At 63.4% G+C, this 17,370-nt stretch carries 16 protein-coding genes; 12 read left to right on the top strand and 4 right to left on the bottom strand.

Translation table 11 applies throughout. From position 1 onward, the window contains the following. The first annotated feature begins 129 nt into the window (after positions 1-129). On the top strand, positions 130-885 hold the full coding sequence (gene olsB, locus ACF8MI_RS22495; protein WP_060497990.1) for an L-ornithine N(alpha)-acyltransferase: 756 nt from the start codon (positions 130-132) through the stop codon (positions 883-885). Beyond that, complete coding sequence (locus ACF8MI_RS22500; RefSeq protein ID WP_200929121.1) at positions 885-1,673, top strand: lysophospholipid acyltransferase family protein; 789 nt, start codon at positions 885-887, stop codon at positions 1,671-1,673. Before olsB ends, ACF8MI_RS22500 begins: the two co-directional genes overlap by 1 nt. A gap of 70 nt (positions 1,674-1,743) precedes the next feature. On the opposite strand, the gene ACF8MI_RS22505 is transcribed toward ACF8MI_RS22500, so the two are convergent. Next, a complete protein-coding gene (locus ACF8MI_RS22505; protein ID WP_060497992.1) occupies positions 1,744-2,328 on the bottom strand; it encodes an ACP phosphodiesterase in 585 nt (194 codons plus the stop codon). A gap of 150 nt (positions 2,329-2,478) precedes the next feature. Between ACF8MI_RS22505 and ACF8MI_RS22510 the strand changes: the two genes are divergently transcribed. Then, positions 2,479-2,781 carry a helix-turn-helix transcriptional regulator gene (locus ACF8MI_RS22510; protein WP_060497993.1) on the top strand — a complete coding sequence of 101 codons (303 nt, stop codon included), beginning with the start codon at positions 2,479-2,481 and terminating at the stop codon, positions 2,779-2,781. Between the two features lie 17 nt (positions 2,782-2,798). Continuing rightward, on the top strand, positions 2,799-3,848 hold the full coding sequence (locus ACF8MI_RS22515; RefSeq protein WP_060497994.1) for an alkene reductase: 1,050 nt from the start codon (positions 2,799-2,801) through the stop codon (positions 3,846-3,848). A 67-nt stretch (positions 3,849-3,915) separates the two neighbouring features. On the opposite strand, the gene ACF8MI_RS22520 is transcribed toward ACF8MI_RS22515, so the two are convergent. The 3 genes from ACF8MI_RS22520 to ACF8MI_RS22530 form a co-directional block, all read right to left on the bottom strand. Then, positions 3,916-4,785: a hypothetical protein gene (locus ACF8MI_RS22520; protein WP_060497995.1), complete on the bottom strand. Its 870-nt coding sequence runs from the start codon at positions 4,783-4,785 to the stop codon at positions 3,916-3,918. An 87-nt stretch (positions 4,786-4,872) separates the two neighbouring features. Then, positions 4,873-5,868 carry an NAD(P)-dependent oxidoreductase gene (locus tag ACF8MI_RS22525; protein ID WP_060497996.1) on the bottom strand — a complete coding sequence of 332 codons (996 nt, stop codon included), beginning with the start codon at positions 5,866-5,868 and terminating at the stop codon, positions 4,873-4,875. A 49-nt stretch (positions 5,869-5,917) separates the two neighbouring features. Continuing rightward, complete coding sequence (locus ACF8MI_RS22530; RefSeq protein ID WP_025753946.1) at positions 5,918-6,808, bottom strand: LysR family transcriptional regulator ArgP; 891 nt, start codon at positions 6,806-6,808, stop codon at positions 5,918-5,920. A 100-nt stretch (positions 6,809-6,908) separates the two neighbouring features. Between ACF8MI_RS22530 and ACF8MI_RS22535 the strand changes: the two genes are divergently transcribed. The 8 genes from ACF8MI_RS22535 (at position 6,909) to ACF8MI_RS22570 (ending at position 17,362) form a co-directional block, all read left to right on the top strand. Next, positions 6,909-7,508 carry a LysE/ArgO family amino acid transporter gene (locus tag ACF8MI_RS22535; RefSeq protein WP_019099626.1) on the top strand — a complete coding sequence of 200 codons (600 nt, stop codon included), beginning with the start codon at positions 6,909-6,911 and terminating at the stop codon, positions 7,506-7,508. A 239-nt stretch (positions 7,509-7,747) separates the two neighbouring features. Beyond that, positions 7,748-8,344, top strand: coding sequence for a superoxide dismutase (locus ACF8MI_RS22540; RefSeq protein ID WP_012274023.1), 597 nt, complete (start codon positions 7,748-7,750; stop codon positions 8,342-8,344). Positions 8,345-8,603: 259 nt separating this feature from the next. Further along, positions 8,604-10,658: a bifunctional diguanylate cyclase/phosphodiesterase gene (locus ACF8MI_RS22545; RefSeq protein WP_060497997.1), complete on the top strand. Its 2,055-nt coding sequence runs from the start codon at positions 8,604-8,606 to the stop codon at positions 10,656-10,658. 157 nt (positions 10,659-10,815) lie between these two features. Further along, a complete protein-coding gene (locus tag ACF8MI_RS22550; protein ID WP_104833371.1) occupies positions 10,816-12,153 on the top strand; it encodes an imelysin family protein in 1,338 nt (445 codons plus the stop codon). A 277-nt stretch (positions 12,154-12,430) separates the two neighbouring features. After that, complete coding sequence (locus ACF8MI_RS22555; RefSeq protein ID WP_060497999.1) at positions 12,431-13,858, top strand: di-heme oxidoredictase family protein; 1,428 nt, start codon at positions 12,431-12,433, stop codon at positions 13,856-13,858. 20 nt (positions 13,859-13,878) lie between these two features. Then, complete coding sequence (locus ACF8MI_RS22560; RefSeq protein WP_060498000.1) at positions 13,879-14,943, top strand: imelysin family protein; 1,065 nt, start codon at positions 13,879-13,881, stop codon at positions 14,941-14,943. 2 nt (positions 14,944-14,945) lie between these two features. Continuing rightward, positions 14,946-16,043 (top strand): DUF1513 domain-containing protein, encoded by a 1,098-nt coding sequence (locus ACF8MI_RS22565; protein WP_104833372.1) that lies wholly within the window; start codon positions 14,946-14,948, stop codon positions 16,041-16,043. 170 nt (positions 16,044-16,213) lie between these two features. Then, positions 16,214-17,362 carry an efflux RND transporter periplasmic adaptor subunit gene (locus ACF8MI_RS22570; protein WP_060498002.1) on the top strand — a complete coding sequence of 383 codons (1,149 nt, stop codon included), beginning with the start codon at positions 16,214-16,216 and terminating at the stop codon, positions 17,360-17,362. Positions 17,363-17,370: the final 8 nt, after the last annotated feature.

Raw genomic sequence — 17,370 nt, forward strand, 5'->3', positions numbered from 1 at the left:
AAGGTTCTAGGGGTGTCACGCAAGCATCACCAAAGATTCACAGGGGTGACACCGCGTCTACCTAGGCTGACTTTGCACAACAAAGCCGACCGGCCGCAACCCTTCATGGCTGGCTTATGGAGACTCGCAATGACTCGGATCGCTCTCTCTGGCGACAACAGCACTGAACGCCGTCTGCAAGCCGAACGCCTGGTTGGCGCCACGGCGCTGCAAGAGGCCCAGGCCCTGCGCTACAAAGTGTTCAGCGCAGAATTCAAGGCCAAGCTCAAGGGCGCCGAGCAAGGTCTGGACATGGACGACTACGACGTGCATTGCCGCCACATTGGTGTTCGCGACCTTTGCACCGGCGAGCTGGTCGCCACCACCCGTCTGCTCGACCACCAGGCCGCCAGCAGCCTGGGCCGCTTCTACAGCGAAGAAGAGTTCAGCCTGCACGGTCTGTTGCAGCTGCAAGGGCCCATCCTCGAACTGGGTCGTACCTGCGTCGCCCCCGACTACCGCAACGGCGGCACCATCGCCGTGCTGTGGGGCGAACTGGCCGAAGTGCTCAATGAAGGCCGCTACAGCTACCTGATGGGCTGTGCCAGCATCCCCATGCAAGACGGCGGCGTGCAAGCCCATGCCGTGATGCAGCGCCTGCGTGACCGCTACCTGTGCACCGAGCACCTGCGCGCCGAGCCGAAAAACCCGCTGCCGAACCTGGCCCTTCCGAATAACGTCATCGCCGAAATGCCACCGTTGCTCAAGGCCTACATGCGCCTGGGCGCAAAAATTTGCGGCGAGCCGTGCTGGGACGAAGACTTCCAGGTGGCTGACGTGTTCATCCTGCTCAAGCGCGACGAACTGTGCCCGCGCTACGCGCGCCACTTCAAGGCGGCCGTCTGATGCCGAAGCTGCGGGTAATGACCCGCCTGGCTCGACTGCTGTTGGTACTGTTGCTGGGCATGCTGATGGCGAGCCTGATCGCCCTTGGCGAACGCCTGGGCTACAAGGCCCCCATCGAACGCCGCCAGCGCTGGACCTGCCTGTTCATGAAGCGCCTGGTCGCCGCCCTGCCCTTCGACGTGCGTGTGGTGGGCGAACTGCCGCAGCGGCCGATGCTGTGGTTGAGTAACCATGTTTCCTGGACCGACATCCCCTTGCTGGGCATGCTGCTGCCACTGTCGTTCCTGTCCAAGGCCGAGGTGCGTCACTGGCCAGTAGCCGGCTGGCTGGCGGAAAAAGCCGGAACGCTGTTCATTCGACGTGGCGGTGGCGACAGCCAGCGCCTGCGCGAGCAGATCGCCGGGCAACTGGGCCTGGCCCGGCCGCTGCTGATCTTCCCCGAAGGCACCACCACCAGCGGTCGCACCTTGCGCACCTTCCATGGCCGGCTGCTGGCAGGTGCCATCGACCGGGGTGTGGCGGTGCAGCCGGTGGCTATTCAGTACTTGCGCGATGGCCAGATCGACCCGATTGCACCGTTCATGGGCAATGATGATTTGGTGTCGCACCTGATGCGCCTGTTCGCCCAGCCGCGGGGGGAGGTTTGCATTCACCTGCTGCAGCCGATTGGCAGTGTGGGTAAAGAGCGGGCGGTACTGGCGTTGCAGGCGCAACAGGCGATTCAGCTGGCGTTGTTCGGGGTTGAGGAAGTGGAAGCAGTGCCAAGGCGGCAAGCGCGGGCTGCCTGAGGATTTGCACTGCCAGTGCTGGCCCTTTCGCGGGTAAACCCGCGAAGAGGCCGGCACTACCAATACAAAACTAACTGCCAGACATCCGACCCGCCGCCGCAAACGCCTGCAACTGCGGGTAAAACTCCCGGAAGTCCGCCAGCAGCGGCTCATACAACCGCTCCAGCTCCCCCATCACACCGGCCATCCCCTCCGGCCGGGACAGTCTGCGGGCAATACCGTTGAACACTTGCTCCAGCGTGGCAAACTCGCCATACGCCCCCAGCCAGTCATCCGCTGCCATGAACGGCGCAATCCGCCCCAGCCGCCCCGGCAGCTCGGGCTCCGCCAACAACACCCGATAAAAATCCCCAGTGAACTGCGCCAGCGGCTGCTCGGCATAGTCCTGCCAATGCCGCGCCAGGCAATGATCAAAAAACACGTCCAGGACAATGCCAGCGAAGCGCCGCCGCTCGCGCGGAAAGCGCGCCAGTGCCGCCAGCACCAACGGGTGCTGGTCGGTGTAGCTGTCGATATGCCGGTGCAACCGTATGGCCGCCTCCAGGGCAGGCGGAAAGCGCCCTTCCAGCGAACCTTTGACAAAGTCGCCATACAGGCTGCCAAGCAGTTGTTGCGGCGCCGGGCCGCCCAGGTGCAGGTGCGCAAGGTAGTTCATGCGCGCAGTCTAGCACCGCTCGCTCCTATATCGTTATAACGCGATATAGCGATTCGTGCTCAGCTCAGAACCTCTTCATATTTGTATATCGGTAACTGACGATTTACATTTCGTTCCATCGCGATATACCGCTACAACGAGCCTCACCCCATGCCTCTCGATCTCGACGAAATAATAAAAGCGCTGGCCCACCCGGTCAGGCGAGAAATCCTCAGCTGGCTGAAAGACCCGGCAACGCAGTTCCCCGACCAGTACCACAGCACCGAGAACGGTGTGTGTGCCGGGCAGATCGACCAACGCTGCGGCCTGTCGCAGTCGACCGTCTCTGCCCACCTGGCCACCTTGCAGCGCGCCGGGCTGATCCGCAGCCAGAAGATCGGCCAATGGCACTTCTTCAAACGCGACGAAGCCACCATCGAGGCGTTCCTCGAACAACTGCGCCAAACACTTTGACAAAGCAGGTAACCGCTATGACCACGCTTTTCGATCCGATCACCCTGGGCGACCTGCAACTGCCCAACCGCATCATCATGGCCCCACTCACCCGCTGCCGTGCCGACGAAGGCCGCGTACCCAATGCGCTGATGGCCGAATACTACGTGCAGCGCGCCAGCGCCGGGCTGATCCTCAGCGAAGCGACGTCGGTCAGTGCCATGGGGGTCGGCTACCCGGATACCCCCGGTATCTGGAACGATGAGCAGGTACGTGGCTGGAACAACGTCACCAAGGCTGTGCATGCCGCAGGCGGACGCATCTTCCTGCAACTGTGGCACGTTGGCCGTATCTCCCACCCCAGCTACCTGAACGGCGAGCTGCCGGTGGCCCCCAGCGCGATCCAGCCCAAGGGGCATGTAAGCCTGGTGCGCCCGTTGAGTGACTACCCCACCCCACGCGCGCTGGAAACCGAAGAAATCATCGACATCGTCGAGGCCTACCGCAGCGGTGCCGAGAATGCCAAGGCGGCTGGCTTTGATGGTGTAGAAATCCACGGCGCCAACGGTTACCTGCTCGATCAGTTCCTGCAAAGCAGCACCAACCAGCGCACAGACCGCTACGGCGGCTCGCTGGAAAACCGTGCGCGCCTGCTGCTGGAAGTGACCGATGCGGCCATCGAGGTGTGGGGCGCGAACCGCGTGGGCGTGCACCTGGCACCGCGCGCCGATGCACACGACATGGGCGATGCCGACCGCGTCGAAACCTTTACCTACGTGGCCCGTGAACTGGGCAAGCGTGGCATTGCCTTTATCTGCTCGCGGGAGAAGGAAGCCGATGACAGCATTGGCCCGCTGATCAAGGAAGCGTTTGGCGGCCCGTACATCGTCAACGAGCGGTTTGACAAAGCCAGTGCCAATGCGGCGCTGGCCAGCGGCAAGGCCGATGCTGTAGCGTTTGGCGTGCCGTTCATCGCCAACCCCGACCTGCCGGCGCGGCTGGCGGTGGATGCGCCACTGAACGAAGCGCGACCCGAGACCTTTTATGGCAGGGGGCCGGTGGGGTACATCGATTATCCGCGGTTGTAATCGAGATTGCCGGGGCCGCTTTGCGGCCTTGTGTCGCGATAGGAGGGCAAAGCCCTCCCATGAATTGTCACTGCCGGGTGTTGATCTGCTGTTGCAGGTTCTGAATCTGGCTCTGCAAGGTATTCAGGTTCCGCGTCATCTGTGCCCGGAAAGCATCGAACTCCTGCACCGAAGCACCACCGGGCGCCGCCGCAGCCGGGCGGTTGTCGATCTGGCTCTTGAGCACCAGCATGTCCTGCTCCAGGCCTTGAATGGCAGCGCTCGGGTTTCCCTGCTTCTTCAGCGCCGCGATATCGCTGCCCAGGCTCTTGAGCTGCCCGTCCAGCTTGCCGCCATCCACCTGCGCGGCCTTCAGCGCGGCAACCTGCTCATTCAACCCCTTGAACTGGGCATCCAGCTTGCCCCCATCCACCTGGCCCGAACGCAGCGCGGCCAGTTCGCCATTCACCAGCTTCAACTGCGCCTGCAACTGGCTTTGCAGCTCGGTCACAGCCTTCTGCTGCTCACGGGTATCAGCCAGCACCTGCTCCAGGCGCTTGCCCAGGTCACCGGTCTGCCCGGCCACACCTTTCTGCAACTGGCGCAGTTGAAGCTTCAATGCCTCGCTGCTGGTGGTAGCGCCAGACTCACTGGCATCCACCTTGCCGCTGATCGCCTGCAGACGCCCTGCCGCTTCTTCACTGATGCGGGCAAAACTTTCCTGGGTTGCCACCAGTTGCTGCTCCATCAACGAGATCTGCTGGAAGCTCCACCAACCCAGGCCTGCCAAGGCGATGAACGATGCACCGAGCAACGCCCACAACGGCGCCGTGCTTGGCCCGCGCGCGGCCTTCTGGCGGCTGCGCACGACGTGCGCCGGCATCAGTTCGTCATCATCAACGGTGCCCGCCCGCAAGGTAGGCACGTCATCGTAGTCATCGTGAGCATGGTTACGCATGGATACATTCAACCGCGGTAGTCGCAAAGAGGCACGAGTATAAACCGCCAGCGCGGCGCATTGATGACCATTGTCAGCCCTGCGGCTTCACTGCCCCGGCGGCAGGTGCTTCCACCAGCCACAGAATTCATCCAGCGCTGTCCACAGGCTGACCTTGGGCTGGTAGTCCAGATACTGCCGGGCGCGGCTGATATCCAGGGTGAAATCGCGGCTCATCACCTGCATCCCCAGGCGCGACAAGGTCGGTTGCGGACGCCCTGGCCACAGCATGCAGGCCGCCTCGTTCAGCGCGGCCAGGCTGTAGGCCAGGCCGTAGGAACGGTAGCGGGTAACCTGCGGCAGCTGCATCTGGCGCATCACGTAGTTGACCACATCCCACAGCGGCAGCGGCTGGCCGTTGCTGATGTTATAGGCCTGGCCCAGCGCCCTATCGTCGGCGAACAAGGCGCTGAGCAGCGCCTCGTTAAGGTTGTGCACACTGGTGAAGTCAACTTTGTTCAGGCCATTGCCGATGATTGCCACGCGGCCTTTGCGTTGCATCTGCATCAGCTTCGGGAAAATGCTGGCATCGCCGGCGCCCGTGACGAAGCGCGGGCGCAGCGCCAGCACTTCCAGGCCAAACTCCTGCGCGCCGAATACTTTCTGCTCGGCCAGGTGCTTGGTTTGCCCGTAGTGGTCGTGGAAGCGGCGCGGTACCTGATCTTCACGGACATCCAGGCGCGAACGGCCATTGAAATAGATCGACGGCGACGACAGGTGCACCAGGCGCCGTACATGCTCCTTCAGGCAGCCCTCGACCACGTTCTCGGTTACCACCACGTTACCTTGGTAGAAGTCCTGGTACCGCCCCCAGCTGCCCACCGCGCCCGCGCAGTGCACCACGGCCTCGACGCCCTGGCACAGGCGACGGGCCAGCTCGGCATCGCCCAGGTCGCCAGGGATGAACTGGGCGCCGCGCTTGACCAGGTGCTCGACCCCTTCGGCGCGGCGGCCGCTGACCCGCACGTCCAGGCCCTGCTCCAGGGCAAAGCGCGCAAAGCGCCCGCCGATGAAGCCGCTCGCGCCGGTGACCAGAATTCGCATGTAAGACTCCGTCTTGCCAGATTTCAGATGCAACTGACGCCAGCCGTGGCTACAAGGGCACCAGCCATTGCCGTGCGGTGTACCGCAGGTGATCGGTCAGTTGCGCGAGCAATTGCCCGCCATTGCGCCAATGATGCCAGTACAGCGGCACATCGATAGGGGTATCGCGACAGATTTCCACCAACTGCCCGCTGGCCAGTTGCTCACGGGCCTGCAGTTCGGGCACCAGTCCCCAGCCCAGGCCGGCCTCGGTCATGCGCAGGAAGCCTTCGGAGGACGGGCACAGGTGATGCAGAAAACCGTCCTCGATACCCAGCGATGCCAGGTAGCGATGCTGCAGGAAGTCGTCCGGGCCATACACGATCGCCGGGGTACGGGCCAGGCGGCTGGCGACAAAACCCTGGGGAAAATGCCGCGCCATGAACCCGGGGCTAGCCAATGCCCGGTAGCGCATGGCGCCCAGTGGCTGGCTGCGTGCCCCCGCTACCGGGCGCTCACTGCCACACAGGCAGGCCGCCACTTCGCCGGCACGCATACGTTTGAGGCCCACTTCCTGGTCTTCTACCACCAAGTCGGTCAAAACGTTCTGCTGTGCGCAGAAATCCCCCACCGCGCCGGCCCACCAAGTGGCCAGGCTGTCGGCGTTGAGGGCGATGCGCAGGCGCTCCGGCATACCCTCTTCGTCCAGCGCCGGCACTTGGCGCTGCAAGTCACGTTCAAGCAGGCGCACCTGCTGAACATGGTTGAGCAACTGGCGGCCTACCTCGGTCGGGCCAGGCGGCGTGGCACGCACCAGCACAGGCTGGCCGACCCGCGCCTCCAGCAGCTTGATGCGCTGGGAAATGGCCGACTGCGACAAGCCCAGCACTTGCGCCGCACGCTCGAAACCACCCTGTTCGATCACCGCCGCGAGGGCGGCCAGCAGCTTGTAGTCGAACATCGATTTCTCTAATGCCTTATCAGCTTTATTTGTTTTTCTTATACAGGGCCGGTCATCACAATAGCCAGCATCTTCTACGACCTTTCTGGAGAGCCCCATCATGTGGCAAAGCTATCTCAACGGCATGCTGGTGGCCTTCGGGCTGATCATGGCCATCGGCGCACAGAACGCCTTCGTCCTCGCCCAGAGCCTGCGCCGGGAACATCACTTGCCCGTGGCGGCGCTATGCATCGTCTGTGACGCCATTCTGGTGGCTGCCGGTGTGTTTGGCCTGGCCACGGTACTGGCGCACAACCCGACCTTGCTGGCGGTCGCGCGCTGGGGCGGTGCGGTGTTCCTGATCTGGTACGGCGCCAAGGCACTGCGCAGCGCCTGCTCCAAACAGAGCCTGCAGCACCAGGAAGGCCAAGGCATGCGCTCACGCCGCGCAGTGCTGCTCAGCGCCCTTGCAGTGACGCTGCTGAACCCGCACGTGTACCTCGACACGGTATTGCTGATTGGCTCGCTGGGCGCCCAGCAGACCGCCCCCGGTGCCTACGTGGCGGGCGCGGCCAGTGCTTCGCTGCTGTGGTTCTCCACCCTGGCCATCGGCGCGGCCTGGCTGGCACCGTGGCTGGCACGGCCGGCAACCTGGCGCATGCTCGACCTCATGGTGGCGGTGATGATGTTCGCGGTGGCGGCGCAGTTGATCTTCAACTGATGTCAGGCCTGCAAGGACCGGCGTAACGCGTACCGCCTGAAAGCGACCACCATTGGTCGGCGTCCGCCAAGCCGCTCTGGAACCTCTATTCCCTATGTTTGTTGCGTGGTTATGCGCCGGGGCTGGTGCTATGATCGGGCCCTTGCGTCGCAAAGAGTACAAACTCGCCGACGTACATAGGGCCGCCCGTGATCGGCCCTGCGCAAACCGCGAACTAGACCTGAATCAGGAGATCCACCATGGCTTTTGAATTGCCGCCGCTGCCGTACGCCCACGATGCCCTGCAGCCGCACATCTCCAAGGAAACCCTGGAGTTTCACCACGACAAGCACCACAACACCTATGTCGTGAACCTGAACAACCTGGTCCCAGGCACCGAATTCGAAGGCAAGACCCTGGAAGAGATCGTCAAGACCTCTTCGGGCGGCATCTTCAACAACGCCGCTCAGGTCTGGAACCACACCTTCTACTGGAACTGCCTGGCGCCAAACGCTGGTGGCCAACCGACCGGTGCCCTGGCTGACGCCATCAACGCCGCTTTCGGTTCCTTCGACAAGTTCAAGGAAGAGTTCACCAAGACTTCGGTTGGCACCTTCGGTTCCGGCTGGGGCTGGCTGGTGAAGAAAGCTGACGGTTCCCTGGCCCTGGCCAGCACCATCGGCGCCGGTTGCCCGCTGACCAGCGGCGACACCCCGCTGCTGACCTGCGACGTCTGGGAACACGCCTACTACATCGACTACCGCAACCTGCGTCCGAAGTACGTCGAGGCGTTCTGGAACCTGGTCAACTGGGCCTTCGTTGCCGAACAGTTCGAAGGCAAGACCTTCAAGGCCTGAGTCATTCAGCCCTGAACATGAAGACCCGGCCCTGTGCCGGGTTTTTTTATGCCAGTGCCGGCCTCCCGCGCGCGCGCAAGGCGACACGGTTTTGCTTGCTCAGCCCGCATAGCGCGCTAACATCAAATCTCTGGAAGATTGACACAGCGCATTCAAGTTGCGGGGTCAGGCAACCGATACACTGCTCATGATCGGCCGATAGTGTATCGTCATCGTTGATGGCAAAATGATGCCATGCGCATGGATTAAGGAAACCCCATTGAAGCTGGAATTGCGGAACAGCTTGTCGGTCAAGTTGCTCAGGGTCGTGCTGCTGTCGGCGCTGGCAGTCGGCGTGGTGCTCAGCTGTGCGCAAATCGTCTACGACACCTACAAGACCCGCCAGGCCGTTAACAACGATGCCCAGCGCATCCTCGACATGTTCCGCGACCCGTCCACCCAGGCGGTGTACAGCCTCGACCGCGAAATGGGCATGCAGGTGATGGAAGGCCTGTTCCAGGACGAATCGGTGCGCATGGCCTCCATCGGGCACCCCAACGAAACCATGCTGGCCGAAAAGTCGCGCCCGCTGCAGGACATGCCCATGCGCTGGCTGACCGACCTTATCCTCGGCCAGGAACGCACCTACACCACACAACTGGTCGGCCGAGGCCCTTACAGCGAATACTACGGCGACCTCAGCATCACCCTCGACACGTCGTCCTACGGCGAAGACTTCCTGATCAATGCGGTAATCATCTTCATTTCCGGCGTATTGCGGGCCTTGGCCATGGGCCTGGTGCTGTACCTGGTGTACCACTGGCTGCTAACCAAGCCGCTGTCCAAGATCATCGAGCACCTCACCCAGATCAACCCCGACCGCCCCAGTCAGCACCAGATACCGCTGCTCAAGGGCCACGAGAAGAACGAACTGGGCCTGTGGGTCAACACCGCCAACCAGTTGCTGGCCTCGATCGAGCGCAACACCCACCTACGCCACGAGGCCGAAAACAGCCTGCAACGCATGGCCCAGTACGATTTCCTCACCGGCCTGCCCAACCGCCAGCAACTGCAGCAGCAACTGGACAAGATCCTCGTCGACGGTGGTCGCCTGCAGCACCGTGTGGCGGTGTTGTGCGTGGGCCTTGACGATTTCAAGGGCATCAACGAGCAATTCAGCTACCAGGTGGGCGACCAGCTGCTGCTGGCCCTGGCCGACCGCTTGCGCGCCCACAGTGGCCGGCTGGGGGCCCTGGCGCGACTGGGCGGTGACCAGTTTGCCCTGGTGCAAGCTAATATCGAGCAGCCCTACGAGGCAGCCGAACTGGCGCAGAGCATCCTCGACGACCTGGAAGTGCCGTTCAACCTCGACCACCACCAGCAGATCCGCCTGCGCGCCACCATCGGCATTACCCTGTTCCCCGAAGACGGCGACAGCACCGAGAAACTGCTGCAAAAAGCCGAACAGACCATGACCCTGGCCAAGGCCCGTTCGCGCAACCGCTACCAGTTTTACATTGCCAGCGTCGACAGCGAGATGCGCCGCCGCCGTGAGCTGGAAAAAGACCTGCGCGAAGCCCTGCCCCGCAACCAGTTGTACCTGGTTTACCAGCCACAAATCAGCTACCGCGACCACCGCGTGGTCGGCGTGGAGGCGTTGCTGCGCTGGCAGCACCCGGAGCTGGGCATGGTGCCGCCAGACCAGTTCATCCCGTTGGCTGAGCAAAACGGCAGCATCATCAGCATCGGCGAATGGGTACTGGACCAGGCCTGCCGGCAACTGCGCGAATGGCACGACCAAGGCTTTAGCGAGCTGCGCATGGCGGTCAACCTGTCGACTGTACAACTGCACCACAGCGAGCTGCCACGGGTGGTCAACAACCTGCTGCAGGCCTACCGCCTGCCGCCGCGCAGCCTGGAGCTGGAAGTCACCGAAACCGGCCTGATGGAAGACATCAGCACCGCTGCCCAGCATCTGCTGAGCCTGCGCCGTTCCGGGGCACTGATTGCCATCGACGACTTTGGCACCGGCTATTCGTCGCTCAGTTACCTGAAATCGCTGCCGCTGGACAAGATCAAGATCGACAAGAGCTTCGTCCAGGACCTGCTCGATGACGATGACGACGCCACCATCGTTCGCGCCATCATCCAGCTGGGCAAGAGCCTGGGCATGCAGGTGATCGCCGAAGGCGTGGAAACCGCCGAGCAGGAAACCTACATCGTTGCCCAGGGCTGCCACGAGGGCCAGGGCTACCACTACAGCAAGCCGCTGTCGGCTCGCGAGCTGACCAGTTTCCTGAAGCAGGCGCAGCGTAACCAGGTTTCGATGTTCTGAGGACGCCTGCCCGGTTACATGCCGTGACCGCCATTTACATGAATTGCACGCCCGCCTCTTTACAGCAAATGCAAATCTTTCGCATGATGTTGCGGTTTCGCGTGCCACGGCGCACGGTCCACCCTTGGTCCAACCACACGACGCAGGAAAACCAACAATGATTCGAATGCCTCTGGCCTCCGCCAGTCTGCTGGCCATTGCCATCGCTCTCGCCGGCTGCGGTGAAGGCAAGGACGACAAAGCCGCCGCGCCGCAGGCCCAGGCACCTGCTGCTGCCGCCACCACCGCTGCCGCGCCCGGGGCTGTCGACGAAGCCGCTGGCAAAGCCGTGGTCAAGCATTACGCCGAAATGGTCCATGCGGTGTACAGCGACTCGCTGAGCACCGCCAAAACCCTGCAGACCGCAGTGGACGCGTTCCTGGCCAAGCCCAACGACGAAACCCTGAAGGCCGCCAAGGAAGCCTGGTTCGCCGCGCGCGTTCCGTACCTGCAGTCCGAAGCCTTCCGCTTCGGCAACACCATCATCGACGACTGGGAAGGCCAGGTGAACGCCTGGCCCCTGGACGAAGGCCTGATCGACTATGTCGACAAGAGCTACGAGCATGCCCTGGGCAACCCGGCCGCCGGCGCCAACATCATCGCCAACACCGAGATCCAGGTGGGTGAAGAGAAGGTCGACGTCAAGGACATTACCCCTGAGAAACTGGCCAGCCTGAACGAACTGGCGGGCTCCGAGGCCAACGTTGCCACGGGCTATCACGCCATCGAATTCCTGCTCTGGGGCCAGGACCTGAACGGCACCGGCCCAGGCGCTGGCAACCGCCCGGCATCCGACTACCTGGAAGGCCAGGGCGCCACCGGTGGCCACAACGAGCGCCGCCGTGCCTACCTGAAAGCCGTTACACAGCTGCTGGTTACCGACCTTGAAGAAATGGTCGGCAACTGGGCGCCGAACGTCGCCGACAACTACCGCGCCAAGCTGGAAGCGGAGCCTGTCAACGACGGCCTGCGCAAGATGCTCTTCGGCATGGGCAGCCTGTCGCTGGGCGAACTGGCGGGCGAGCGCATGAAGGTTTCGCTGGAAGCCAACTCGCCGGAAGACGAGCAGGACTGCTTCAGCGACAACACCCACTACTCGCACTTCTACGACGCCAAGGGTATCCGCAACGTCTACCTGGGCGAGTACACCCGCCCGGACGGTACCAAGCTGACCGGCCCAAGCCTGTCGTCGCTGGTCGCCAAGGTCGACCCGGCCGCCGACGCCACCCTCAAGGCCGACCTGGAAGCCACCGAAGCCAAGATCCAGGTAATGGTCGACCACGCCCTCAAAGGCGAGCACTACGACCAGCTGATCGCTGCCGACAACGCTGCCGGCAACCAGATCGTGCGTGACGCCATCGCCGCACTGGTCAAGCAGACCGGTGCGATCGAGCAGGCGGCTGGCAAGCTGGGTATTGCCAACCTGAACCCGGATACTGCGGATCACGAATTCTGATCCTGCTGTAGCAGTGTTGACAGAGGCGGCCTTCGGGTCGCCTTTTTTGCTTATGGCCCTTTCGCGGGCAAGCCCGCGCCCACAGAGACTGCATTGTACTTGAGACCTGCAGATTACCTGTGGGAGCGCGCTTGCCCACGAAGAGGCCGGCACAGACAACAGATAACTATGGCCAACTGACACCGATTTCATCCAGCAATTGCAAATTGCTCTTATTCAAACACCCCCACTTTGCTAAGCTTGCACGCCGGTTTTTCGTCCACGCCCAGGATTTTGCATGTCCTCGTCGCTGTCCCGACTCTCCCCGCTGCTGCTGGTCCTCGCCCTCTCTGCCTGTGACGACGCCCCGCGTTTCACCCAGGCCGAACCCGGCGAAGCATTGTCGGGCGGCAAGGCAACCGTGCAGCGGACTGACCGCAACGCCTATTCCCTGCCCTCGGCCAACCTCGCATCCGAACGTCGCGTGGACTTCGCCGTGGGCAACAGTTTCTTCCGCAACCCCTGGGTGATCGCCCCTTCCACCACCACCGCCCGCGACGGCCTGGGCCCGCTGTTCAACACCAACGCCTGCCAGAACTGCCATGTGCGCGACGGCCGCGGCCACCCGCCAGCGCCGGGCAACAGCAACGCGGTGGGCATGCTGGTACGCCTGTCGATCCCCGACCAGCCCTATCTGGCCAAGGTCATCGAGCGCCTGGGCGTGGTACCTGAGCCGGTGTACGGCACTCAGCTGCAGGACATGGCCATCCCCGGTGTGGCGCCGGAAGGCAAGGTACGGGTGAGTTACACCCGCGAAACCGTGTCGTTCAAGGACGGCCATCAGGTCGAACTGCGCAAGCCGGCCCTGCAGATCAGCCAGCTCGGCTACGGCGTCATGCACCCCGACACGCGCTTTTCGGCGCGGGTGGCACCGCCAATGATCGGGCTGGGCCTGCTCGAAGCCATCCCCGAAGCCGACGTGTTGGCCAACGAAGACCCCGATGACCGCAACCGCGACGGCATCCGCGGGCGGGCCAACCGCGTGTGGGACGACGCCCTGGGCAAGACCGTGGTCGGCCGCTTCGGCTGGAAAGCCGGGCAGCCCAACGTCAACCAGCAGAACGTGCACGCCTTCGCCGGCGACATGGGCCTGACCAGCACCCTGCAGCCCAAAGACGATTGCACCCCGGCACAAACCGACTGCCTCGCCGCGCCCAATGGCGACGGCGCCAATGGCGAAAAGGAAGTCAGCGACAACATCCTGCGCCTGGTCACCTTCTACACCCGCAACCTGGCCGTGCCGGCCCGCCGCGACGTCGGCTCGCCGCAGGTGCTGGCAGGCAAGAACCTGTTCTACCAGGCCGGCTGCCAGGGTTGCCACACACCGCAGTTCACCACCGCCGCCGATGCTGCCGAGCCAGAGTTGGCCAACCAGGTCATCCGCCCCTACAGCGACCTGCTGCTACACGACATGGGCCCAGGCCTGGCCGATGAGCGCACCGAGTTCGCCGCCAACGGCCAGGACTGGCGTACCCCGCCACTGTGGGGCATCGGCCTGAGCGAAACGGTGAGCGGCCACAGCCAGTTCCTGCACGACGGCCGCGCCCGTAACCTGCTGGAAGCCGTGCTCTGGCACGGGGGCGAAGCCGAGGCGGCACGCAACTTTGTACTCACGTTCAATGCCGAGCAACGCACTGCGCTGCTGGCGTTCCTGAATTCACTTTAAAACGCGCAAAGGAGCCGGGCATGTTCCGACCCAAACTGTTGTTCACCAGCCTCGCTGCACTCGCCCTCGGCGCCTGCTCGCCGCAGGACCCGCAAGCCGTCACCTCCGCTGCCATCGCCAAGCAGGTCATCCTGCCCACTTACAGCCGTTGGGTCGAAGCCGACCGCATGCTGGCCGCCAGCGCCCTGGCCTACTGCGAAGGCAAGGAAGACCTGGAAAAGGCCCGTGCCGACTTCCTCAATGCGCAAAAGGCCTGGGCCGAGCTGCAACCGCTGCTGGTCGGCCCGCTGGCCGAAGGCAACCGCGCCTGGCAGGTACAGTTCTGGCCCGACAAGAAGAACCTGGTCGGCCGCCAGGTCGAGCAACTGGTCAACGGCGACAAGCCGGTAGACGTCGCGTCCCTGGGCAAGGCCAGCGTGGTGGTACGTGGCCTGTCGGCCTACGAGTACATCCTGTTCGACAGCAAGCCGGACGTCGCCACTGCCGAGCAGAAAGCCCGCTACTGCCCGCTGCTGGTGGCCATTGGTGAACACCAGAAGGTCCTGGCCGAGGATATCCTCAAGAGCTGGAACAGCACCGACGGCATGCTGTCGCAAATGACCAAGTTCCCCAACCAGCGTTACGCCGACTCCCACGAGGCCATCGCCGACCTGCTGCGCTCTCAGGTCACCGCCCTGGATACCCTGAAGAAGAAGCTGGGTGCGCCGATGGGCCGCCAGAGCAAGGGCATCCCGCAGCCGTTGCAGGCCGAAGCCTGGCGCAGCCACTCCTCGCTGAAGAGCCTGGAAGCCACCCTCAAGGCGGCCGAAACCGTCTGGGTCGGGGTCGACAACCAAGGCCTGCGCGGCTTGCTGTCCAGCGATCAGAAAGCGCTGGCGGACAAGATCGACGCCGCCTACGCTACCTCGCTCAAACTGCTGGCCGACAATCAGAAGTCGCTGGGCGAGCTGCTGGCCGACGACGCTGGCCAGCAAACCCTGAACCAGATCTACGACAGCCTCAACGCTGTCCATCGCCTGCACGAAGGCGACCTGGCCAAGGCGTTGAACATTCAGCTGGGCTTCAATGCCAACGACGGTGACTGATCATGCTGCGACGCCAGGCCCTCAAACTCGGTAGCGTTTTGCTCAGTGCCCTGACCTTGGGCGGCTGGAGCCTGTTCCGCAACAAAGGCAGCGAACCTCTCCTGCTTTCGGCGCGTGACGATGGCGACGGCAAGCACTATGCCGTGGGTTTCCGCCTGGACGGCACCCAGGTGTTCAGCACCCAGGTCGCCCAGCGCTGCCACGCCATCATCCACCACCCCGAGCAGCCAATCGCCCTGTTCGTCGCCCGCCGCCCCGGTACCGAAAGCTACCTGGTCGATTTGCGCGACGGGCGCCTGCTGCAAACCGTGACCTCGCAGCCGAACCGGCACTTCTATGGCCATGCGGTGGTGCACAAGGGTGGCGAATGGCTGTATGCCACCGAGAACGACACGACCGACCCTGGGCGTGGCGTGCTGGGCGTGTACCGTTTTGAAGGCGAACGCCTGGTACACACCGGCGAAATCCCGACCCACGGCATTGGCCCGCACGAGGTTGCCTGGCTGCCCGACGGCGAGACGCTGATCGTGGCCAACGGCGGCATTCGTACCGAAGCCGAAAGCCGGGTAGAGATGAACCTCAATGCCATGGAACCGAGCCTGGTGCTGATGCAGCGTGACGGCACCTTGCTGAGCAAGGAAACCCTGGCCCAGCAGATGAACAGCGTGCGTCATCTGGCAGTGGGCAGCGATGGCACCATCGCCGCCTGCCAGCAGTTCATGGGTGATGCCGATGAAACGGCCGAGTTGTTGGCGATCAAGCGCCCGGGCGAGCCGTTCAAGGCCTTCCCGGTGCCGGAGCGGCAGTTGCAGGCCATGGCCCAGTACACCGCCAGCGTCGCGATCCACAGCGACCTGCGGCTGGTGGCGCTGACTGCGCCACGGGCCAACCGGTTGTTTGTCTGGGACCTGGACACGGGTGCGGTGCGGCTGGATGCACCGATGCCCGATTGCGCGGGGGTTGGCGCGGTGAAGGATGGTTTCGTCGTTACTTCCGGGCAGGGCCGTTGCCGGTTCTACGATTGCCGCAAGGCCGAGCTGGTCGGACAGCCGATGAACCTGCCGTCCGGTTTCTGGGACAACCACCTGCATCTCGTCTGATTCTTCTGCAGCCTTCACTGGCCTCTTCGCGGGCTTGCCCGCGAAGAGGCCGGCACAGGCATTTCACCCCCTCCCCTGAAAAACAGTCAATACTTCCCCCATCCACACGTGGGCAGGATCGCCCGTTGTCGTGTCTAACCGAATAACAACCAATCCAAGGAACCGGACTTATGCTGCGCCGCCGCATGCTCATCATGTTAGCCATGGTTCTGCTGATCGTGCTGGCCCTGGGGGGCTACAAGGCGTTCTCGATCTACCAGCAGATCCAGGTGTTCACTGCCCCCAAGCCGCCCATCACCGTTGCGGCAGCCTTGGCCGAACAGCGCCAGTGGCAAGCGCGCCTGCCCGCCGTCGGCAGCCTCAAGGCACTGCAGGGTGTGGAGCTGAGCCTGGAGGTGGAAGGCATCGTCAAAGCCCTGCACTTCGACTCGGGCCAGCAGGTCAAAGCCGGCCAGTTACTGCTGCAACTCAACGATGACCAGGAAACCGCCCTGCTTGGCACCGCCCAGGCCGACTTGGGCCTGGCCAAGGTCGATTTCGGCCGCGGCAGCCAGCTGGTCGGCGACTCGGCCATCTCGCGCGGCGAGTTCGACCGCCTCACCACTCAGTACCGCCGCAACCAGGCGGTGGTCGAGCAACTCAAGGCGCAGAAGATCAAAAAAAGCATCAACGCCCCGTTCAGCGGCACCATCGGCATCCGCCAGGTGGACATCGGCCAGTACCTGGCCGCCGGCACGGTGATTGCCACCCTGCAGGACACATCCAGCCTGTACGTCGACTTCAACGTACCGGAACAGGCCCTGCCGCAATTGAGCCTGGGCCAGCAGGTGTTGGTGCAGGTAGCCGCCTACCCAGGCCAGACCTTCCCCGCCAGCCTCAGCGCCATCAACCCCAAGGTCGAGGAAACCACGCGCAACCTGCTGGTGCGCGCCACCCTGGCCAACCCCGACGGCAAACTGCTGCCAGGCATGTTCGCCAGCCTGCTGGTGCTGCTGCCTAACCCACAGCCACAAGTGGTGGTGCCGGAAAGCGCCATTACCTACACCCTGTATGGCAACTCGGTGTACGTCGCCACGCCGAAGAAAGACAAGGACGGCAAGCCGGAAAACGACGATAAGGGCCAGCCGCAGCTGATTGCCGAACAACGCACCGTACAGACCGGCGAGCGCCGCGACGGCGTAGTGGTCGTCAGCAAGGGCCTGCAAGCCGGGGAACAGGTGGTTACCGCCGGGCAACTCAAGCTCACCCCGGGCGCTGCGATCCGCATCGGCCAGGACAAAGCCCTCAAGCCCGAACAGGGCGTGCCGGGCAAGGACTGAGGAGGCTG

The sequence above is a fragment of the Pseudomonas sp. yb_9 genome (assembly GCF_043103635.1).
Lineage (GTDB): Bacteria > Pseudomonadota > Gammaproteobacteria > Pseudomonadales > Pseudomonadaceae > Aquipseudomonas > Aquipseudomonas monteilii.